The sequence below is a fragment of the Xenorhabdus siamensis genome, assembly GCF_037996745.1.
In the GTDB taxonomy this organism is placed as follows: domain Bacteria; phylum Pseudomonadota; class Gammaproteobacteria; order Enterobacterales; family Enterobacteriaceae; genus Xenorhabdus; species Xenorhabdus indica.
Genome location: NZ_JBBMXE010000014.1, coordinates 153202 through 175533, shown reverse-complemented (window position 1 = coordinate 175533; position 22332 = coordinate 153202). Strand labels below are relative to the sequence as shown.

The window sequence follows — 22332 nt, the reverse complement described above, 5'->3', positions numbered from 1 at the left end:
ACCAGTCAAAAAGAAAAAGTCACTTATTGTACCGACTGTATGGCAATATTTTTGTTTGTATTCTGAACAGAAGTATTATCAATGGCAGAAATATTGTCTGAGGTACTGTTAATCGTGCTGTCAGTATTATCAGCGGGATTAATTTCTGTCACACGGTTCTCAACCACAATGCGTCCATTATTAAATTGCATCCACGGTAGCTGACGGGATATTGTACAACCCTCTGTGATGGAAAGCTCTCCAGATGCTCCATTCATATTGAACCCGATACCTTGTTGTAATTGAGTAAAATGATTGGCTAATGACCAGGCATCGATTCCCATCGCGTAAAGGCGCATAAGAGAATAATCATTACCAAATTTATTTGCTGCCTGTTTCATCAAGGGAATATTCGTTCCTGTTAATAACGGAACATCGCTGAATTGCATACCATCCATTTCTAGGCGAAAATCTGGCCCAGCATCTGCTTTATTGCTACGTGAATTGGCATAAAGAGCGGGTTTTTCACGAGAACTGATTGCCATATCGATCATTGGCTTGATCAGCGCTAATTCATTTGTTGTCGCAACGATGTAAACCGCATCAATTTGCTCACGTGAAGTGCTGGTAACAGCAACGGATAAGGTTTTATTAGCTTGTGGCTCGTCAATGCCAGGAGTGGAAGTATTGACGGAAGAAGGACTGACAGAAATTGGTGTGCCGGATAAACGAATCCCAACACCACGGTTCATGGATTGTCTCATCTCTGTTGTGGTTCCGAAGGATTGTTGTAAGACGTCGGAACCGCCTAATTTCTGCCATTCGGCTGCAAAGGCTTTTGCCACTCGATCACCCAATACCGTACGCGGTACTAACACCAGTGGATTATGTTTCTGTTGATGCCAGATATGTAAGGCGGCACTTTTAGCTTCATCTTCCGGTGACAGGGAGAAATAACAGATATTGGAATGAGGTTGTAATATATCCGGTTTGTTGAGTGCCAGAATATCTAATGATGTGTTGAGTTGTGTCAATTGCTCAACCTGAGGTTTCAGTAATGGGCCGACTACCAGTGTAACCCCATCTTGTTCAGCTTGTGCCAACAGATTAGCCAGAGGCTGACTGCTGGTGTCATAGATTTTCACAGGATGATCATTGATAGGAACCGGGCTGATCGTAAATTGAGCTGCTGTACTGGTATTGCCGGAATTATTTTCAGGGTTTCCGGTTTCAGAATTTGCCATATCTGTTCCTGCTACATCTCTGAGAGCATCACCCGTTGTTGTATTATGCGTGTCTCCGATATCAGCAGTACTGGTATTAACGGAATGAACATTGGCAGAATCAGTTGTATTCACAGGTCGTTCGGGGTGTGGCAAGCCTTTTTGTGCATCAAGGAAGCCTTGGCGGATCGCTTCACCAAACGCTTTTGCCTGACCACTCAGAGGCAGAAACAGCCCTATGCTGGCCTGACGATCTGTGGGGGTAAACAGCATTTGTTGCAGGGCAGCAGGTAAACTCCGAGCAGCGGGATTATCTGGATAGCGGATTTGCCAGTCACGAATAGCAGAACGTAGCTTATCCTGATCCTGCTTATTGGTCTGATAAGCATTTAGCAGATCTAACCATCCCTGAAGCGTATATTCATTGGCATTAATTACCAATTCGCTTAGTTGTTGTGAAGTCAGATGCGTCAGAACCTGCCATGTATCATCAATATTTTTCTGATGTGTAGCTTTATTTACTGTGTGTGGTTCCAGTGCAATATAAGCACGGATGACATCCAGAGAAGGCTGGTTATCAGCGGCATCAATAATAGCTTGATAGCGGTTAATCTCTGCGCTGATCTTGTCTTGTGGCTCAGAAGATGGTTGCCCTTGCGGTTTAGGCATGGTACACCCTGCAATAATCATAGTCGTCAGCACTGCTGAGCAGACTAAACCAGTTTTGAAACGCACAAAAATTGAGGGAAGCATACTGTATCCAGTGATGTTTTTTTCAAAGATGCTCAATTTTAAATCGGTCATTCGGATGAAACAATGAATCAACCCAATCGAGCAGTGGTTACGACATCTACGCTGTATGTTGTGCCAACCCCTATTGGAAATCTGGGGGATATCACTCAGCGTGCACTTGAAGTTCTTAAACATGTCGATCTGATTGCAGCCGAAGATACGCGACACACTGGCTTATTGCTTCAGCATTTTGCCATTAATGCGCGCATGTTCGCACTTCATGATCATAATGAACAGCAGAAAGCAGATCAATTAATTGCGAAATTGCAGCAAGGTTTGAGTATTGCTCTTGTCTCTGATGCCGGAACACCATTGATCAATGATCCGGGGTATCACGTTGTCCGTCGTTGCCGTGAAGCGGGTATTAATGTTGTCCCATTGCCGGGGCCTTGTGCAGCCATTACGGCATTATCTGCCGCTGGGCTACCTTCCGATCGTTTTTGTTACGAAGGTTTTTTGCCGGCAAAAAGTAAAGGGCGCCGGGAGGTATTACGCGATTTGGCACAGGAGCCGCGGACATTAATCTTCTATGAATCCACACACCGCTTGTTGGACAGTTTAGAAGATATTGTCACAGTATGGGGTGCAAATCGTTATGTGGTATTAGCGCGGGAGCTGACAAAAACATGGGAATCTATTCAGGGGATGCCTGCTGGAGAGTTACTGGCATGGATCAGGGAAGATGAAACCCGCCGGCGGGGAGAAATGGTGCTGATTGTTGAAGGATATCGCAAACCAGCAGATGATAATCTCCCTCCAGAAGCCTTGCGGACACTGGCATTACTACAAAAAGAGCTACCGCTGAAAAAAGCGGCAGCACTGGCGGCAGACATTCATGGTGTGAAGAAAAATGCCTTATACCGTTATGCCCTTGAGCTAACTGAAGAAAGTACATGAAAGTAGCGGGAACATGAAAACCCCTATACATCAGGTGATAAACCCCTTATAATCCGCGCCGGAGTTGGCTAGACAGTCGCTGCTTTACTGTTTCTTTCGGGAGTCTCTTTCGGAAGAAAGTAGTAAAGGGGAGGAAAGTCCGGGCTCCACAGGGCAGGGTGCCAGATAACGTCTGGGAGGTGAAAGCCTACGACCAGTGCAACAGAGAGCAAACCGCCGATGGCTCAGCTTTGTAAAAAACTGAGATCAGGTAAGGGTGAAAGGGTGCGGTAAGAGCGCACCGCGCGGCTGGTAACAGTCCGTGGCACGGTAAACTCCACCCGGAGCAAGACCAAATAGAGGTTCACATGGTACGGCCCGTATCGAACCCGGGTAGGTTGCTTGAGCCAGCGCGTAAGTTCTGGCCTAGATGAATGATTGTCCACGACAGAACCCGGCTTATCGGCCGACTCCACAGATTCAGCCCTATAGAGCATCTGCTTTATAGGGCTTATTCATTTTAGACAGATACTCAGGCAGAGATATTAACTCCCCAAATCGATTAGCAAGCCCTGAAATGAAGAGATTGCCCGCAGGCGCAGTTGTGGCTCGTCTTGAATAAATATCCCATCCCCACAATTGATATTCACATTAAACTGGTCGTTGGTATAGCTCTGGACATGAATCTCAACATTACCATTGATAGATTGCAGATAAGCCCGTTTCCCTTGCAAAAATATTGTCTGTGTGCCATTAGCTTGCAGCATAAGAGAACTTATCCAGGTTGATTGGCGCAGGGACATACTGTTTTTTTCGGCTGTGGGTGAGGCCAACAGAGTCAAAGGTTGAGCAGATAACATTCTACGCTGCACGGATTGTGGTGCCTGATGTGGATTGGCATTAAGCCAGAGTTGCAAGCGGTTGAGCGGTACTTTACCACTGATATTGTGCTCGCTGTAGCGCAGATCCTGACGGGTAGAGAATAGCAGGCACTCTCCTTGACGGGCCTGAGCATAGTTTCCGGCACTGTCACGGTACTCGGCTTCTCCTTGCAGGATAATATTCAGGATATCGACATGAGGATAAGCCTTTGGCTTGAATTCTGCTTTTGGGGCAAGGCTCTCCTGATTAAGTACCCGAAGTGCTCCATAGTTCAAAAAATTTGGGTCGAAATAGTGGCCGAATGAAAAAGTATAACGGGCTTTCAACCAGCCATAATCGGCTTTCCCGCATTGATTTGCTGTTCTGGTTATTATCATGACGACTGTCTCTTTTCCATACGTCTGCTTGCCACATATTTATTTGTTATAGACCTATTGCACTTGATCTTAATTCTCTGGACGTTGAAATGTTAGCCAGTTAATCTGTTCTCTATATTCAAATTTACTGATTGAAAGCTATATAGGTAAAGAACATGGGGAAAGAACGAGCGCTTACACTGGAATCTTTGCGGGTGATGGATGCGATAGATCGGAGAGGAAGTTTTGCCGCAGCAGCGGATGAATTGGGGCGTGTGCCTTCTGCATTAAGTTATACCATGCAGAAACTGGAAGAAGAGCTGGATGTGGTGTTGTTTGATCGCTCCGGGCATCGTACAAAGTTTACCAATGTCGGCAGAATGTTGCTTGATCGGGGCAGGCTTTTGCTTGAAGCGGCGGATAAACTGACGGCAGATGCACAAGCACTTGCCCGTGGGTGGGAAACTCAACTGACTATTGTCTGTGAAGCGCTGTTTCCCGTTGAGTCATTATTTCCTCTTGTGGATAGGCTGGCAAATAAAGCGCATACACAGCTTTCATTAATGACCGAAGTGTTGGCTGGTGCCTGGGAACGACTGGAAAAAGGCCATGCAGATATTGTGATTGCACCAGATATTCATTTCAGGGCATCTGCGGAAACCAATTCACGAACACTTTATTCCATAAAAAACGTCTATGTTGCCAGTGTGGATCATCCTATTCACCTTGAACCGGAACCGTTATCTGATGCCACACGGGTTAAGTACCGTGGGATAGCCGTGGCTGATACAGCAAGGGAACGTCCGGTACTGACAATTCAACTTTTGGATAAACAACCACGCCTCACGGTCAGCTCATTGGAAGATAAACGACGGGCTTTGTTGGCGGGGTTGGGAGTTGCAACGATGCCATATCCGATGGTGGAGAACGATATTGCAGAAGGGCGTCTGCGGGTTATTGGCTCAGAATATATCCATGAAACTAACATTATTATGGCATGGAGACGTGACAAGATGGGGGAAGCTAAGACCTGGTGTCTGCGAGAAATCCCGAAATTATTTATGAAATAAAATAATCAAAAAGCCCCTTGTAGGTAAACAGGCAACGGGCTAATGAGATGATCACCCCGCCCTGAGAATAGATAGAGTGGGGTGACCATAGATTTTGTAATAGCAAACAATTACCAGTTCTTACTTAGGACACGGTCAATACTGAATTTGCCTGGCCCCATCATTGCCAGCATGAGATAACCTGCACCGATAGCGAAATTCTTCAGGAACATAGTCTGGTTCATGCCATCTGAAAAATCATAGTGGAACAGAATTGCAGTCAGAATACAGAAAATAAAAGTAAACACTGCTGTAGTGCGGGTCAGCAGCCCTAACAACACAGCAATTCCGCCACCGAGTTCAAGTAAGATAGTGAGTGGCAGTAGAATTCCAGGGACTTTCATTGCTTCCATGAATTCCTGCGTTCCAGCGTAAGCACTGCCTAATTTTCCATAACCTGCAATAATAAACAGGATTGACATTAAAATACGCGCTACTAATAAGCCACTATCTTCAAATTTTTTCATGAACATCTCCAGGTATGTGTTCTAAAAGCACAATTAGCTAATATTTTCTTGATGGAGAGTATTCTAAGGAGAGGTATTACAGGTTGATAGTAAGGAATATTAACAATTTAGTACAATTTTTTTGAAAAAATAACCCAATGTACATAAAGGGATTTGAAGAAGGACAAGAGCAATAAAAACGATTAACGCCCGTTCAATATATTGCGTAGGGTTTTGATGTGTGTCCAAATGCTAATTAGACGACGTGACCAGTGATAAAGTTTTCTGGGATGACGAATGCCATAGAGCAGTAATATACCACTGCCAATAGCAAAATAAGGTTTGAAAGAGAGTAGCGTCTGCCAGCCATGATCGTAAGAGCGAGTGATGGTAAGCCAATGCTGGCCATAAGCTGAGAGAGATTGCCGTTGCTGCTGAATTTTTTGTAACAATGCTTGTTTTTTCCGTTCTCGCTGTTGACGCCGTGATTTATTCATGGTCATTCTCCAACATCTTGCGATCTATTCTGAGTTGCTCACGAGTTGCATTAAGAAAAGTTAGCTGGCGGGATTTCCTGATAGTCCAAATTGTGCCAAACACGGCGAGAAGTAGCAGAGTTCCTGCTGCAATGGCTATGATTGTAGCCCGGTAGGCCGGATCGACAGCCAGAAAGACCAGCATTAACAGACATATTATGCCAAGGGCTGCAAATAGCAGCGTGAACCCTACCAGCAACAATAATTGTACCAGTGTGGCTGCCCCCTCTTCCAACTCAACGGTTGCAAGCTGGATACGAGTCTCAACCATACCGACAACCAGCGTGACCACTCGCCGTAAGGTATTAAAAATTCCTTTTCCCGGACCTTGTGAATGGGATGATTGGGTCATTTCAGCGTCTTGCCAGTAATACGCCCAATATGATACCCACGGCGGCACCGATACCTACGCTAGTCCAGGGATTGTCACGGACATAACTGTCTGTACAGCTTGCTATTTCTTTTGTCTGATTTGTCAGTTTATCACTGGCATCACCAAAAGCTGTGCGGGCATCTTTCACCATTTTTTCTGCTTTGCTGCGTAATTTTTCCAACTCAGCTTTGGACTTATCCTCGGAGCTGTTTAAAACTTCTTCCAACGTATCCGCAAGGGATTGCAATTCAGCACGTAATTCTTCAGAGTTTTTCATCTTTGGCATAGAACTCTCCTCATAATATACGGTGGATGAATTTCTAACATAGACGTTTTTATGCAGAGTTTAAAGTCTGAATGGTGAAAAATTGTCATCTAATATGGCAGATTAATCCTAAATGATTATCAAGCGGGAGAAAGCCCCTGTAACAAGTTACCTGCCGTAATGCTACAGGGCGATGTGAAAGTTAGAGTTATTGAATTTGGAATTATTGGATAGAGTTATTTGTGCGTTTCTTACGCCAGATGAACGTCAGGCTGCCAATTAAGCCAATGAGTAACAGAGCTACGGGTAATAACACCAGAAAATTCATAAGGAATTGTTCGTATTGGTGGAACAAAGGGCTTTTACCGAGCGCATAGCCCAGCGTCGTCAGAATAATTACCCACAAGAAACCACTTAACCAGTTGAACACCTGAAAACGTGCATTATCCAATCCTGCAAGACCTGCTAATGTAGGTAGCAACGTTCTGACAAACGCAAGAAAGCGGCCAATTAGCAGGGCTGATAGCCCATGACGGTGGAACAGATTATGAGCACGTTGATGATAATGTGAAGGAAGATGTGACAGCCAGCCCCGGACCAATTTGGTATTACCAAGCCACCTTCCTTGAAGATAACCTACCCAACAGCCGAGGCTTGCACCGATAGTAAGGATGATTAACGTGGTGGGAAACGACATTGCATCTTGGGCTACCAGGACGCCAACCAATATGAGTAAGCTGTCACCTGGCAAAAATGCGGCGGGTAACACGCCATTTTCCAGAAACAGGATTGTGAAGAGCAGGAGGTAGATTACCCATACCAATGACGGGTTAGCGAGTGTTTCATAATCTTGGTGCCACAGTGCATAAATGAGGTCTGTTACAATTTCCATCAAATGTTCCTAAAACGCGGGTTAAGGATTACATCTTACTTTTATGGTGTATTTATGGTGTATTTCTATTATATAGCAAGAGAATACAAAGCATTATATTAAGATTGTCAATAAAGTACCTTTAAATACTTTTTCAAAAGGCATTAATAAGTAATAGTGACACTCTAACAAAATCATCGGTAGTGAAACAGAAAATTTTGGTGATCAATTGAACATTAATAAGGGGGAGGAAAATAAAATCTCCCAGATATATCAATTGATTAATTGTTTTATGAGGTTTTCATAAAACCGCACTATTTACTTATTTACTCTTCCACCTGCCTGAATGCCCGATTTTTCCAGATACAAAATTCATCGTTTATCGGCTGATCGCGAAATTAATCTAGCAATAATATTGGCGCTAATGCAGATCACAATTATTGTCTCAAAAATAAATAATTTATTTAACTGTTTGAATTTAAATAAAAACTTTAGTTTTTTGTTTTTCTTTTTATTTCGTCAATATCTGATCAAACAGTGAATCTGTCGTTTTGATCACACAAATGTGACGATTTTGTTATCAATTATTGAGCTAGTTGTATATTTTTATTAATTATTCTTTTTAGTTCTTTGTACTTTTCTATACTGGAAAAGCAAACATAAAAACAACAGGCTTATTAAGCCTAAATATCAAACAATATCAAATGGATAGATTATGGAAAAACAACAAAAAGGCTTTGTGCAATATATTGTACGAGGAAGCCTCGTCACTCAAATTATCATCGGTTTAGTTGCAGGGGTATTACTGGCCTGGACAATGCCTTCTGCCGCGCAATCAGTCAGTCTATTGGGAACGCTCTTTGTTGGTGCTTTGAAAGCTGTTGCACCAGTCCTGGTGTGGGTTCTGGTAATGTCTTCTATTGCAAACCATAAAAAAGGTCAGAAAACCAATATCCGACCGATTTTGATTCTCTATATTGCCGGAACTTTCTTCTCCGCATTGGTAGCTGTTATCGGCAGCATACTGTTTCCATCGACATTAATCCTGGCGACTAATGATGCTCAGATGTCACCACCGGAAAATATTGTTGAAGTACTAAGAGGAGTGTTGCTCAACATCGTTGCTAACCCGATTGATGCGATATTGAAAGGTAATTATGTTGGTATTCTGGCATGGTCGATTGGTCTGGGTATCGCGTTACGCCATGCAAAGGAATCAACTAAATCAATGGTGCAGGATCTGGCCGAAGCCGTGACTCTGGTTGTTCGTGTTGTTATTCGTCTGGCTCCCCTTGGTATTTTCGGCTTGGTTGCCTCCACTATAGCTACAACAGGATTCGAAACGTTGTTTGGCTATGCACAACTGTTGGTTGTACTACTAGGTTGTATGATTGTTGTTGCACTGGTTGTTAACCCATTGATTGTCTATTGGAAAATACGCCGTAATCCTTATCCTTTAGTTTTTGCCTGCTTACGTGAAAGTGGCGTAACTGCATTCTTTACCCGTAGTTCAGCAGCTAATATTCCGGTTAACATGGCAATGTGCCGTCGTATGAATCTGGATGAGGATACTTATTCTGTTTCAATTCCTTTGGGAGCAACGATCAATATGGGGGGAGCTGCTGTAACTATTACCGTATTGACGCTGGCAGCGGTAAATACCCTGGGCATAGCTGTTGATATCCCAATGGCAATACTGTTAAGTGTCGTCTCAGCAATTGCAGCATGTGGCGCATCAGGTGTGGCGGGGGGATCACTATTGTTGATCCCGTTGGCATGTAGCATGTTCGGTATCTCCAATGAGATTGCTATGCAGGTTGTGGCAGTAGGTTTGATTATTGGTGTATTGCAAGATTCGGCTGAAACGGGGCTGAACTCCTCAACAGACGTACTTTTTACGGCTGCGGTGTGTCAGGCAGAAGAAGCAAGACAAACATCGGAACAGTTAGCAGAGCGTTAATTTGTATCAGTCGCAGAAATAAGACGGTGATAATGAATCGTTCGTTTGTTATCACCGTTCCTCTATTAGCCTTTTATTTTTTATTAAATCTTAATTGCCAGTCGAGTTCCCTGATCAATTGCCCTGCGGGCATCCAATTCGGCGGCGACATCGGCTCCGCCAATCAAATACACGTTTTTACCCATTGCTTGCAGAGGTTGGTAAAGCTCTTTCGATGGTTCCTGACCTGCACAGATAATTACGTTATCCACCTCAAGGCATTGTTGCTCACCATCGCGCAGGATATGCAGCCCTTGATCATCAATTTTCAGGTATTGCACACTGTTTAACATAGTGACCCCCCGCATCAGTAAACTGGCCCGATGAACCCAACCGGTAGTTTTACCTAAACCTTCCCCGACTTTGGAATCCTTGCGCTGCAATAGATAGATTTTTCGTGGTGAGGGTTCCATGTGAGCACCTTCTGGCTGTAATCCACCACGATGGGAAAGCGTCTGGTCGATACCCCATTCTTGACTGAATGCGTGGCTACTCAGGCTACTACTCTGTCCACTCTGGCTCAGATATTCCGCTGTATCAAAGCCAATACCGCCAGCACCAATAATGGCAACACATGGGCCAACATCACGTTTATGTTTTAATACATCCAGATAAGTCAGCACTTTTTCATGTTCAATACCATCAATATTCGGTGTCCGTGGCGTGATACCGGTGGCAATGACCACTTCTTCAAACGAAGCAAGCTGGTCTGCTGTTGCGGTATGATTCAGTTTTACTTCAACACCATTCAATGCCAATTGGCGCTCAAAGTAGCGCAGTGTTTCATGGAATTCTTCTTTGCCGGGAATTTGTTTGGCAATATTAAACTGCCCGCCAATTTTATTTTCTCGTTCAAATAACGTGACATGATGTCCGCGACTGGCGGCAGTGACCGAGAAGGATAAGCCAGCCGGTCCGGCACCAATTACTGCGATAGTTTTGGGCTGTTTTACCGATTCGGCGATAAGTTCTGTTTCATGGCAGGCTCGTGGATTCACCAGACATGAAGTCAGTTTCCCGACAAATATTCTGTCCAGACACGCCTGATTACAGCCAATACAAGTGTTGATTTCATCTGCACGGTTCTGTTCGGCTTTTAAAATAAACTCAGCATCTGCCAGGAAAGGGCGAGCCATAGAAACCATATCTGCGCAGCCTTCACTAAGGATTTGTTCTGCAACATGGGGATCATTAATACGATTCGTTGTGATCAAGGGAATACTGACTTTCCCCATCAGCTTTTTGGTGATCCAACTAAATCCGGCTCTGGGCACCATTGTGGCGATTGTTGGAATACGGGCTTCATGCCAGCCGATACCGGTATTGATGATGGAAGCACCAGCTTGTTCAATCGCCAGTGCTAATTGTTCGACTTCCTGCCAACTGGAGCCATCTTCCACTAAATCCAGCATAGAAAGGCGATAGATAATAATGAAGCGTTTTCCGACAATAGCGCGTACTGCTTTGACAATATCCACGGCAAAGCGCATACGGTTTTCAAAACTTCCTCCCCATTTGTCCTGACGATGATTAGTACGGACAACCAGAAACTGATTGATGAGGTAGCCTTCTGAACCCATGATCTCAACGCCATCATAACCTGCCTGTTGTGCGAGCTGAGCGCAGTGAGCAAAGTCCCTGATAGTCTGTTGGATATCCGCTTCGGACATTTCTTTAGGCATAAAGGGGTTGATCGGAGCCTGAATGGTTGAAGGAGCAACGAGGTTTTTCTGATAGCTATAACGCCCGGTATGCAAGATTTGCATTGCAATCTTACCGCCAGCCTGATGGACTGAATCGGTAATGATCCTATGATGGGGTAAAGCATCTTCACTATTTAGAATGCTTGCTCCTGCTGCAACAACGCCCTGTGGATTGGGGGAGATACCGCCTGTGACTATCAATGCCACACCACCAGCAGCCCGCTCTGCGTAGAATTGGGCCAATCGCCCGGCTCCATCAGGATGTTCTTCAAGTCCTGTGTGCATTGAGCCCATCAAGACACGGTTTTTTAAGGTAGTAAAGCCTAAATCCAGCGGGGTAAACAGATGAGGGTAATTGCTCATTACATTCTCCATCGAATAATTTGGCGACTCACACAGTATTATTGTTTTCAATATGACTTAGCTGTTAGCTAAGTGGTCGGATGAGATTGCTATCAAATTTAGAGGGTTCCAGCCCGATTGGAATCACTTTGTTAATTGATTGTGACAGATATCATGAAATCATCTATACCCAACAGATTTCAAGATATCGTCAACAAAGTAGTAATGTAAAAAACGAAGGTCATATCAATAAAAAATATTTCGTTGTAACTTAATGGTTATTTAAGATAAGGGTAACTTTTTCAGCTACTCTGCATTGAATGGAAAATAGTTTTTCTATAGAGACAGTAATACGATGCAAAACATAACCGAATGGATCACTCTGACCGGAAAGAATGTCACTTTAATGCCTTTGACGCAGGAACGACATGATGAATTCGCGCGTGCCATTGAAGACGGACAATTACATCAATTGTGGTATACCAATGTACCAGCGCCGGATGGGGTACAAACAGAAATTGAGCGTCGTTTAGCTCTTCATGCGCAGGGAAAGATGTTGCCTTTTACCGTTATTGATAATCAAAGGAATATAGCAATTGGAATGACGGCCTATATGAATATCGATGCCAATCTTCCCAGACTGGAGATTGGCTCGACATGGTATGCAAAATCAGTTCAACGTACGCCTATTAATACAGAGGCAAAATTTTTGTTACTGGAATATGCGTTTGAAAAAATGGATTGTGTTGCTGTGGAATTCAGAACTCACTTCCTGAATCACCAGAGTCGCAGGGCAATTGAGCGTTTAGGCGCAAAATTGGATGGTATTCTGCGTTGCCATTTACGAACAAGGGATGGTTCAATGCGGGATACTTGCGTATATAGCATTCTTCGTAGCGAATGGCCTGCCATAAAAAACCATCTTATCTGGCTAATGGCGAAGCCCCGCTAAGCATCACATCAGGAACGACTTCCTAATGATGGCTAATTGGTGAGAGAAGCTTTAATGTGGCTATCTAAATCATCCAGTAGTTGATAACGGCGACGGTATTCCGCGCGTTTCTTACTGGGGATTTCATCCAATGATTTTCTTTCGATATTGGATGGCAGATGGAAATCATTATTCTCTTTCCTGATGCCATTCAGAGACTCCCAAAAAGCATTATAATCCGCTACCATCAGGTGTTTTTTCTTATGCCAGTAGCGGATACTACGATAAATATGTGTTTCATTACTGACAGCTAAGATTTGTTCACAATTCGTATGTTCAGCAAAACGACAAATAGATTCGATCAATAAACGCTTAGGAAACAGGCCATAACACTCTTTAGTGGCATTACGGATAACATCCAAAGAATTATCCCTTTTGGCAGGGCCTTGTAATACGCCAATAAACAATGTTTGTTTACCATTAACCGTTAATAAGGTGAATGCACATTTTGCCAAAGTGACATTTTTTTCTGTAGTCATATATAGCGCAAGTTCACCTTCTTTATTCAGGTTGTCCAAAGAATCTATATATACATTAAATGATTCATTTTTCCCCTGGATAGTTGCCAGTAAATAAGAATTAGTATTAAATATCTTATTAATAACAGTGGGTGTTAACTGTTGAAATAAAATTCTATAATGATCACTAAGTGCACCGACAATCTGATTACGCTTGAAGTTAATACTCAGATACGGGCGATGTAATTTACAAGGTAAGCTAGGCTGTTTCTTTAAAATATCCAGATAAATTGGAGTATTAGCAATTCTATCCAGTAGCTTAAGTGTAGAGATAGGCGTAAAAAAGCTACGTAAAGCGAACTTTGCACGATAACTGGATGAATCCCAATATACTCCGGGAGAAACACGCTGTCCGACAAGATCGGTAAACAGCTTCACGCCTGAATATGTTGTAGTTTTAGATTGTTGTAGATATTTCATTGATTGTAAAATCCAAAATAATAGACAGCGCATTATTTTACCATTTTTCTATTGGATATATCAAAACGTATTAAAAACAGATTAATTTAACTTTACTATGTTGATTTTCAGTTAAATTTTCATTTTTCTATTTTATCAGTATTACTTTGTTTTATTTTTTGTTCAATGAACATTGAATAAGTTAATTCGTTAGCCATAACTTTATGTTTTTATTTTTGTCATTATTTGCTAATGATATGTAGTGTTATATTGATAATCAAATCTATGTTGATAAGTGATTATCTATGAAATATTAAATATCATTCCAGGAGATATCCCCTTTGTCTTTCACATTGCCTCTCACCAGCGCCCAGCCTTTGGCTGGGCGAATTCGTTCCCGACGAATTCCTCATTCCCTTGCCGCCGCGATGCAACTTGAAATCCATTGGGTATAGATGTTAAGCAAGCTTCATATGTAGTAACGGAAATGGATTTCCTTGCTCATCAATCTCTGAGCGGGAAAAAGTTTTAAACCCCATATGCTGGTAGAAGTCAACACCCTGTTGGTTTTGCTCGTTCACATCCAGTTCTTCAATCTGCAATTCATTGATTGCAAATGTTAACAACATCTTGCCAATCCCTTTACCGCGTGTTTGTGGTGACACAAATAGCATTTCAACTCGATTTTGATCGATACCAACAAAACCCACAGTGACATGTTGTTCATTCACTGCCTTATATACGACCAGATTGGGTAAGTAATTGTTCTGGATTAATGGACGTAATTCGTCGATCATACCCTGAGGCAGAAAATTATGAGTCGCCCGGACAGAGGCTTCCCAGATCTGGATAAGTGTCGCGAAATCATCTTCGGTGGCTTTCTGTATCTGCATTAATTACCTCTACATTAATAAGTTAACTTGCCAATACACGATCTTTGCGGCAAAGACCTGCCAGCAGCATATAAACCGCAGTGGTCAGTAAGACAAGGAAGAAGAAGTTCATTAACCCATTGTTTTGCATAGTCCCGCTGTGCTGAATCGCATTGTGTTGAAACATAAAACTGCCTGCTCCTAATGGGCCGATAGCAGAGCCGATGCTATAACTTAACAACATAACTTGTGTCGCTGCGACAATATAGGATGAATCAAGTTTGTCACAAGCAAGCGTGATAGCAATTGGGTAGAGGGCAAAAGAAGACATTCCTAAAAGGGCCAGTGCCACAATCATGATCAGGTAACTTTCAGAAAGATACGTCATGCCTATAGCGAATACACCGAGTAGCGAAGCCATTGCTAATAACAGTGTCTTACTTATTATAATAGACAGCTTGCTGATAATTGGCTGAATTACCATCCCACCCAGAATAATGGCAGCCATTAATACCCCAACCTGTTCAGTATTAAACTTACTTTGGCTTAATGATAGCGGCATCAGGCCGTAGATAGTGCCCATCACAATTCCTGATGTCATACAGCCGACAATTGCAGGCTTACTGAAGCGGGTGATTTTTTTCAGTGATAATCGTTGGTGGTTCAGTATCGGTGGTTGTCCATGACGTACAAATAACGGGGGTAGAGTGGCAATCAGTAGCAGAGCCAGAATAGCGGCGAAAGGTATGATTCCCTGCGTACCAATAAAACCGATGCCCAGTTGACCGAATGTTGTTCCCCCATAGAGTGATGTCATATAAAGCCCCAGACGCCTGGCGCGCGCTTTGGGACTATCGCCAATCAATAACCAAGATTCAACCACCACAAAAATACCGGCAACGGCAATTCCCGCTATGCAACGAACAAGTAACCAGATTTCTTTATTGGGAAAAAAAGGTAATACCACAACCGTTACAGCTAAAAGCAATAAAAAACTGACAAATGAAAAACGATGCCCTATTTTGGCAATGACAGGTTCAATCATTATTGAGCCTATTAATAAACCTATGTAATAAGCACTGGCTAACCAGCTAGCATAACCAGTATCGATGCTGAAACTTGCCATCGATAATGGAATTAAGCTCATCAAGTAACCAGAAGCAATCGCAAATACAGTCAAGCCCGCGACAGGTACAAATGCACTGTCATTTTTGCGCAGCAGTTTCACTACTGTCGTCTCCACATAAAAAAATCAGCCAGATATGCGCTGCTTCTCATCAAGATCTTGCCGAATAGCAATAATGATATATGCCAAGGACTGGTATATATCTTGGTGATTTAAGCAGTAGATAAGTTGCTCAAGAATTTTGAGTTGTGCGGACTATAGCCCTTTCTATCAGAGAGATACAATGAGAAAAACTAATACTGATGAATGAAAAGATTTATGAATAAAGTAGATGATAAATGGTTCTATGTCTTGGATGATATCGACAGAATTAATTTATGTCATAATAATCCTTTATTACACGAATGGATGACTTCACTATGAGCACACCCGCACACCGTCGTCACGATATCTCTGATCGTGTTTGGCGTTTACTTGAGCCTCACCTACCAAGACGTCAGGGCGCTTGGGGACGTGTCGCTTATGATAATCGACTATTTATTAATGCGGTATTCTGGATTTTACGGACAGGCGCCCCCTGGCGAGATTTACCTCCCGATTATAGCGATTGGAAAAATACGCATCGCCGTTTTTGTCGGTGGCGTGACAAAGGCGTCTGGGAAGGATTGCTTGAAGAACTCATCTCTGAACCGGATTTCGAATGGCTGATGATTGACGCCAGTCACATTAATGTTCATCCCCATACCGCAGGGGCAGAAGGGGGCAATGAGGGTATGGGGCGTACAAAAGGGGGCTCAATGAAAATGCTTTTCTCCACCTTAAACGCTGGCGTGGTATAGTGATCCGTTACACCAAAAAGAGTGCCTCATTTCTTGCTGCCGTTAAGATCCGCTGTCTCGCTCTTTGGTTAAATATTTTATGACGATACTGTCTAGGAATATCGACATTATTTAAAATATGCTCAACAAGACGCACACTTTCTTCTCCGCTGCGTTTCCGTTCAACGGATTGACTTAAAATCAGTACCCGTACCATTGTTTAATGTTATATTGACAACCAAAATAATAATGTCCATTTTAATCTATTTTATTTTTTTAAATAGTAATAAAATTAGTAATCAAATTTCGATGGCTTTTATTATTTAATTGATAAATTAAATATTACTTCATCAATTTGCATTATTTTTATTCGCTCCCTTGCCGTCGCGATGTATTTTAAAATTCATAGGGTATATTGCTAATGATGAATCTTAAATTTTTTATCGTTAATAGCTTGAACTCAAAAGAAGCACCATTATCGTTCATCGCATGAACCATTATTGTGCAAGCCGTTGCTTGCTAATACACTTGTTCAAGTTAATTATTTGAATATTAGCACATATATTATTTGGCATGTGTATTGCTGTGTAAATCCAATCATACCAATTGGAGTTTCACAGTATGGCACCAGTAACAGGTTATACCTTAAAAGATTGGCAAGACCGGATACGACAAAATGCAGCATCCATTTCTGCATTATTGCAACAGCATCTGGATTCTTTTTTACCTGATGATAATGCCTGGATCTATCTTGCGACTTCGGCGCAATTACAAATTCAGATTGATCAACTTCTACCTGCTTACCAGCGCAATCCTGACGCCTTTCCTTTGTTTGGCATTCCGTTTGCTGTTAAGGACAACATTGATGTTGCTGACTGGCCGACCACTGCTGCTTGCCCGGCTTTTGAATATATCGCTGACGATGATGCTACTGCGGTTGCCAGATTAAAAGCGGCAGGAGCGATTGTCGTGGGAAAAACCAATCTGGATCAATTTGCTACCGGTTTAGTTGGAACCCGTTCACCCTTTGGCGCAGTAAAAAATAGTTTCAATGCAAGTTATGTCAGCGGAGGTTCCAGCTCTGGCTCTGCATCTGTCGTTGCCAGAGGATTGGTGCCATTTGCACTTGGAACCGATACCGCAGGTTCTGGGCGGGTGCCTGCGGGTTTCAATAATATTGTTGGCTTAAAACCGACCAAAGGTTGGCTTTCTGGGAAAGGCGTTGTACCTGCTTGTCGGCTCAATGATACTTTGTCTGTTTTTGCTCTGACCGTGGAAGATGCTTTCAATATTGCCTGTCTTGCTGGTGGATTTGACGAAAATGATGCTTATTCCCGCATCAACCCGGCTTCAGCTCCTGCAACATTACCGGATAATCCTCTCTTTGCCATCCCTGAGAATCCTACATTTTGTAATGACTCCATTGCCGAAGCTGCATGGCTGAATGCTTTGAACGAGTTACAAGCCATCGGTGTCACACTGCATCCCATTGATTTATCAGCATTCAAACAACTGGCTGAACAACTCTATCAGGGAGCATGGGTTGCTGAACGCACGGCTGTAGTTGGTGAAATGCTAAATTCCCCGGAAAAAATGGAGTCGGTGGTACACCAAATTATAGCCAGTGGTGAGAATTACAGTGCTGTCGAGGCATTTAAGGCGGAATATCTGCGGGCGGAATTGGCACGGGAGATCCAACAGACGTTGACTAAGTTTGATGCTCTTGTCGTTCCGACCACGCCTACAATCAGAACCATTGAAGAAATTAAGCAGGAACCGATTCGCTATAACTCAGAATTTGGCACTTATACCAATTTTACCAATCTGGCAGATCTCGCCGCACTCGCTTTACCTGCACCATTCCGGTCTGATGGGCTGCCAGCAGGTATTACCTTACTTGCGCCTGCCTGGCATGATCGTGCACTTGCATCCTTCGGGCTCCGTTGGCAACAGCACCTTACATTGCCTCTAGGGGCATTAGCTCTTGGTGCATTACCTATTGAGACAAAAGGAAAAACATTTACTGGAGCTGGAACAGAATTATCGCCGTCGGAACAACATATTCGTATAGCGGTGGTTGGTGCCCATCTTCGGGGCATGTCACTGAATTACCAATTAATTGATCGTAAGGCCGTATTTGTTGAAACCACTCAGACAGCCAGTTGTTATCGGCTTTATGCGCTCGCCAATACCCACCCCGCTAAACCTGGATTAGTGCGTAGTGTTGAAGGTGCTGCGATAAGTATTGAGCTTTGGGATATTCCACTGGCTTATTTTGGTGCATTTGTTGCCGAAGTTCTTCCTCCACTTGGCATCGGTTCATTGGAGTTATCGGATGGACGATGGGTAAAAGGTTTTATCTGTGAACCGATAGCACTGAATGGTGCAACCGATATCACAGAATTTGGTGGCTGGCGTAATTGGATCATCAACCAGGAGGCGACAGATGTTTAAGACTGTATTGATTGCTAACCGTGGTGAAATCGCCTGTCGTGCGATCCGCACTCTGAAACGCCTCGGTATTGTTAGTGTAGCTGTGTATTCAGATGCAGATAAAAATTCACAACATGTCAAAGCAGCAGATATTGCATTGCCGTTACATGGGGAAAAAGCCTGTGAGAGTTACTTGTGCATCGATAAAATTATTGATGCTGCGCAACAGAGTAATGCGGAAGCGATCTGGCCGGGGTATGGGTTTCTGTCTGAAAGTGTGTTGTTTGCAAAAGCGTGTGAAAAAGCAGGTATTGTCTTTGTTGGCCCGACATCACAGCAAATTGCCGAATTTGGTCTGAAACACCGGGCTCGTGAATTGGCCGCAGAAGCGGGTGTACCGATGACACCGGGAACGGGGTTGCTTAACTCACTGGATGAGGCATTCAGTGCGGTTGAGGCTATCGGATATCCTGTCATGCTGAAAAGTACTGCGGGTGGTGGTGGCATTGGCCTTAGTTGCTGTAATGATATCAATGAACTGCGTCAGGCATGGGAGAGCGTACGTCATCTTGGAGAGCAGTTTTTCAGTGATGCTGGTGTATTTCTGGAACGATGTATCAGGCAGGCTCGTCATATTGAAATACAGATATTTGGTGATGGTAAAGGCAATGTCGTGGCGCTGGGAGAGCGTGATTGTTCTTTGCAGCGTCGCAATCAAAAGGTTGTGGAGGAAGCCCCTGCTCCTAACCTGTCAGAACAGACCCGCACGGCGTTACTGGCTTCCGCAGTACAATTGGGCAAGTTAGTTAATTATCGCAGTGCAGGGACGGTGGAGTACATTTACGATGTTGAACAGGGTGAATTCTACTTCCTTGAAGTCAATACCCGTCTGCAAGTTGAACATCCTGTAACTGAGTGTGTCACAGGACTCGATTTAGTGGAATGTATGTTACGGGTTGCTGCTGATCTGCCAATCGATTGGCAGTATTTAAATCGCGCACCAGTCGGTACTGCCATTGAAGTTCGCCTGTATGCAGAAAACCCGCTGAAGAATTTTCAGCCCAGTCCGGGCGTACTAACAGAAGTTAAATTTCCCGCTGATGTACAAATTGCAGGTGAACGTATTGAAGGTATACGTATTGATAGTGGCGTGAGTACGGGCAGTGAAGTTTCTGCATTTTACGATCCGATGATTGCCAAAATGATCGTTTATGGAGAAAACCGCGATAAGGCCCTGAACAAACTGCGAAAGGCATTAGATTGCTGCCAGTTGCACGGTATTACCACCAATCTGGAATATCTGCGCCAGATTACAACCAGCGAACCATTTCAAAAAGGGCAGGTCTGGACTCGGATGCTCGATAATTTTGTGCCACACGCAAATGCTATTGAAGTTCTGCAACCGGGAACCTGGAGCAGTATTCAGGATTATCCCGGTCGATTGGGTTATTGGGATATAGGTGTACCACCATCCGGTCCGATGGATGACTTTGCTTTCCGGCTGGCTAACCGTATAGTCGGCAATCATGAATCTGCCGCCGGGTTGGAGTTTACGTTAGAGGGGCCAACGTTACAATTTCATTGCGACGCGTTAATTGCACTGACCGGGGCAGATTGCCCGGCTCTGTTAGACGGGAAAGCAGTGCCTTATTGGCAGCCACTGTATGTCAAAACCGGACAGTTCTGGCGCTTGGCCGAACACAATCTGGCTGCCGGACATACCTTGCTGTCAGAAATGGTTTTGATGTGCCTTGTTACCTCGCAAGCCGTTCTACCTTTGTGCTTGGACAATTTGGCGGACATGCTGGCCGTACTTTAAAAATTGCCGATATGCTTCCAATCTCACAGCCGTCATTACCTGCCTGTACAACACCTGCACCTGTAAGTGCCCCACAGGCACTTGATCCCGCGTTGATCCCTGCCTATGGCGAAACATGGCATATCGGGGTACTTCATGGGCCGCACGGTGCACCTGATTTTTTTGCACAGGACTACATTGATGAGTTTTTCTCCAGTGAATGGCAGGTACATTACAACTCGAATCGTTTAGGTGTGCGCTTGATTGGCCCGAAGCCTGTCTGGACTCGTCCCGATGGTGGTGAAGCAGGGTTACATCCTTCGAATATTCATGATTGCGAATATGCCATCGGTTCCATCAATTTTACCGGAGACTTCCCCGTCATCCTCACCCGTGACGGGCCTAGCCTTGGCGGTTTTGTTTGTCCGGTAACTATAGCTAAAGCTGAACTGTGGAAAGTCGGGCAAGTAAAACCGGGGGATCGCATCCGGTTCTATTCCATTACTATTGAGGAAGCTGTCGCTTTAGAAGAACAGCAAAATCGTGTCATGACTACGCTGAAATCAGTCTCGTTACCCAATCAAACCGCAGTATCAGACACACCGCTATCGATATCTGAAGAGAAAAGGTGTGGTGCTGTACTGGCAGCAATGGTAGCCACTGATTCTACGCCAGCTGTTGTTTATCGTCAGGCGGGTGACAGCTATATTTTGATTGAATATGGCGAGAATGTTCTGGATCTGGCATTACGTCTGCGAATCCACTTACTGATGGATAAACTACATGACTTAGCAGAGGCGGGGATCAAAGAAATTGCTCCTGGTGTACGCTCCCTGCAAATCCGTTATGACAATCGGCAAATTGATCAGCAGAGACTTGTGGCTTTATTACTGTCTTTAGAGGAGCAACTTGGTGATGTCAGTACGATGAAAGTACCATCACGCATTATACATTTGCCGATGACATTTGAAGACAGCGCAACACTTGGTGCTGTCAGTCGTTATCAGGATACTGTGCGTAACCGTGCACCTTGGTTACCTAATAATGTTGATTTTATTCAGCGCATTAATGGATTGCCGGATCGAGAAGCAGTACGCCATATTATATTCAATGCCAGTTACCTGATCCTTGGTCTGGGAGATGTATACCTGGGGGCACCGTGTGCGGTTCCGATCGATCCCAGACATTGCTTGTTAAGTTCGAAATACAATCCGGCACGAACCTTTACCGCGGAAGGAACCGTGGGTATTGGTGGTATGTACATGTGTATATACGGCATGGATTCCCCAGGCGGTTATCAGCTAGTGGGACGAACCTTGCCTATCTGGAACAAATTTCTGAAAAACGAGCAGTTTGCTAAAGATAAACCGTGGTTGCTGCGTTTTTTCGATCAAGTACGTTTCTATCCTGTCAGTGAGCAAGAGTTGGTGCAGTTGCGCGAAGATTTTCGAGAAGGACGTACCGCCATCCGTGTTGAAGAAACTCAGTTTGACTTTGCCGAACACCTGCGATTTTTGCAAGAAAATGCCAAAGATATTGCCTGTTTTAAACGACGACAGGCAGTGGCTTTCGAAAAGGAGATAAAACATTGGCAACAGGAGGAGGAAAGCTCTGTTTCGAACATT

16 protein-coding genes, 1 other RNA gene and 2 pseudogenes are annotated in these 22332 nt (G+C 43.8%); 8 read left to right on the top strand and 11 right to left on the bottom strand.

Annotation, left to right across the window (positions count from 1 at the left end; genetic code table 11):
- Positions 1–23: 23 nt before the first annotated feature.
- Entirely contained in the window at positions 24–1955 is a 1932-nt protein-coding gene (locus tag AAC852_RS14800) for a penicillin-binding protein activator (RefSeq protein ID WP_340621668.1), read from the bottom strand.
- Between the two features lie 63 nt (positions 1956–2018).
- Between AAC852_RS14800 and rsmI the strand changes: the two genes are divergently transcribed.
- Positions 2019–2891 carry a 16S rRNA (cytidine(1402)-2'-O)-methyltransferase gene (gene rsmI, locus AAC852_RS14795; RefSeq protein WP_340621667.1) on the top strand — a complete coding sequence of 291 codons (873 nt, stop codon included), beginning with the start codon at positions 2019–2021 and terminating at the stop codon, positions 2889–2891.
- 60 nt (positions 2892–2951) lie between these two features.
- Positions 2952–3348, top strand: an RNA gene (rnpB, locus tag AAC852_RS14790) — RNase P RNA component class A.
- A gap of 67 nt (positions 3349–3415) precedes the next feature.
- On the opposite strand, the gene AAC852_RS14785 is transcribed toward rnpB, so the two are convergent.
- A complete protein-coding gene (locus tag AAC852_RS14785; protein ID WP_340621666.1) occupies positions 3416–4129 on the bottom strand; it encodes a pirin family protein in 714 nt (237 codons plus the stop codon).
- A gap of 155 nt (positions 4130–4284) precedes the next feature.
- Here AAC852_RS14785 and AAC852_RS14780 point away from each other — a divergent pair, with 155 nt between their 5' ends.
- Positions 4285–5178: a LysR family transcriptional regulator gene (locus AAC852_RS14780; RefSeq protein ID WP_340621665.1), complete on the top strand. Its 894-nt coding sequence runs from the start codon at positions 4285–4287 to the stop codon at positions 5176–5178.
- A gap of 110 nt (positions 5179–5288) precedes the next feature.
- On the opposite strand, the gene AAC852_RS14775 is transcribed toward AAC852_RS14780, so the two are convergent.
- The 5 genes from AAC852_RS14775 to AAC852_RS14755 form a co-directional block, all read right to left on the bottom strand.
- Positions 5289–5684 carry a DoxX family protein gene (locus AAC852_RS14775; RefSeq protein WP_340621664.1) on the bottom strand — a complete coding sequence of 132 codons (396 nt, stop codon included), beginning with the start codon at positions 5682–5684 and terminating at the stop codon, positions 5289–5291.
- 182 nt (positions 5685–5866) lie between these two features.
- Positions 5867–6160, bottom strand: a complete 294-nt coding sequence (locus AAC852_RS14770) for a YqjK-like family protein (protein WP_340621663.1) — start codon at positions 6158–6160, stop codon at positions 5867–5869.
- The gene (locus AAC852_RS14765) at positions 6153–6551 is read right to left on the bottom strand and encodes a phage holin family protein (RefSeq protein ID WP_340621662.1); all 399 of its coding nucleotides are present in this window, start codon (positions 6549–6551) and stop codon (positions 6153–6155) included. Before AAC852_RS14765 ends, AAC852_RS14770 begins: the two co-directional genes overlap by 8 nt.
- A gap of 1 nt (position 6552) precedes the next feature.
- Entirely contained in the window at positions 6553–6858 is a 306-nt protein-coding gene (locus AAC852_RS14760; protein ID WP_340621661.1) for an ElaB/YgaM/YqjD family protein, read from the bottom strand.
- A gap of 202 nt (positions 6859–7060) precedes the next feature.
- Positions 7061–7729, bottom strand: coding sequence for a DedA family protein (locus AAC852_RS14755; protein ID WP_340621660.1), 669 nt, complete (start codon positions 7727–7729; stop codon positions 7061–7063).
- A 694-nt stretch (positions 7730–8423) separates the two neighbouring features.
- On the opposite strand from AAC852_RS14755, the gene sstT reads away from it, so the two are divergent.
- Entirely contained in the window at positions 8424–9668 is a 1245-nt protein-coding gene (gene sstT / locus AAC852_RS14750; RefSeq protein WP_340621659.1) for a serine/threonine transporter SstT, read from the top strand.
- Positions 9669–9751: 83 nt separating this feature from the next.
- Here sstT and AAC852_RS14745 read toward each other — a convergent pair whose 3' ends face one another.
- Positions 9752–11773 (bottom strand): oxidoreductase, encoded by a 2022-nt coding sequence (locus AAC852_RS14745; RefSeq protein WP_340621658.1) that lies wholly within the window; start codon positions 11771–11773, stop codon positions 9752–9754.
- A 334-nt stretch (positions 11774–12107) separates the two neighbouring features.
- Here AAC852_RS14745 and AAC852_RS14740 point away from each other — a divergent pair, with 334 nt between their 5' ends.
- A complete protein-coding gene (locus AAC852_RS14740) occupies positions 12108–12704 on the top strand; it encodes a GNAT family N-acetyltransferase (protein ID WP_340621657.1) in 597 nt (198 codons plus the stop codon).
- 32 nt (positions 12705–12736) lie between these two features.
- Here the strand turns inward: AAC852_RS14740 and AAC852_RS14735 are convergent, their stop codons facing one another.
- The 3 genes from AAC852_RS14735 to AAC852_RS14725 form a co-directional block, all read right to left on the bottom strand.
- A complete protein-coding gene (locus AAC852_RS14735; protein ID WP_340621656.1) occupies positions 12737–13681 on the bottom strand; it encodes a VirK/YbjX family protein in 945 nt (314 codons plus the stop codon).
- A gap of 437 nt (positions 13682–14118) precedes the next feature.
- Positions 14119–14553, bottom strand: a complete 435-nt coding sequence (locus AAC852_RS14730) for an acetyltransferase (RefSeq protein ID WP_340621655.1) — start codon at positions 14551–14553, stop codon at positions 14119–14121.
- A gap of 22 nt (positions 14554–14575) precedes the next feature.
- A complete protein-coding gene (locus AAC852_RS14725) occupies positions 14576–15760 on the bottom strand; it encodes an MFS transporter (protein ID WP_340621654.1) in 1185 nt (394 codons plus the stop codon).
- A 317-nt stretch (positions 15761–16077) separates the two neighbouring features.
- Between AAC852_RS14725 and AAC852_RS14720 the strand changes: the two are divergent.
- From AAC852_RS14720 to uca, 3 genes and pseudogenes are all read left to right on the top strand, one after another.
- Positions 16078–16580, top strand: a pseudogene (locus AAC852_RS14720) (IS5 family transposase).
- A gap of 517 nt (positions 16581–17097) precedes the next feature.
- Complete coding sequence (gene atzF / locus AAC852_RS14715) at positions 17098–18930, top strand: allophanate hydrolase (RefSeq protein ID WP_340621653.1); 1833 nt, start codon at positions 17098–17100, stop codon at positions 18928–18930.
- Positions 18923–22303 (top strand): annotated as a pseudogene (uca, locus tag AAC852_RS14710) (urea carboxylase); the annotation flags it as partial. The gene atzF and the pseudogene uca, both read left to right, overlap by 8 nt.
- Positions 22304–22332 lie beyond the last annotated feature (29 nt).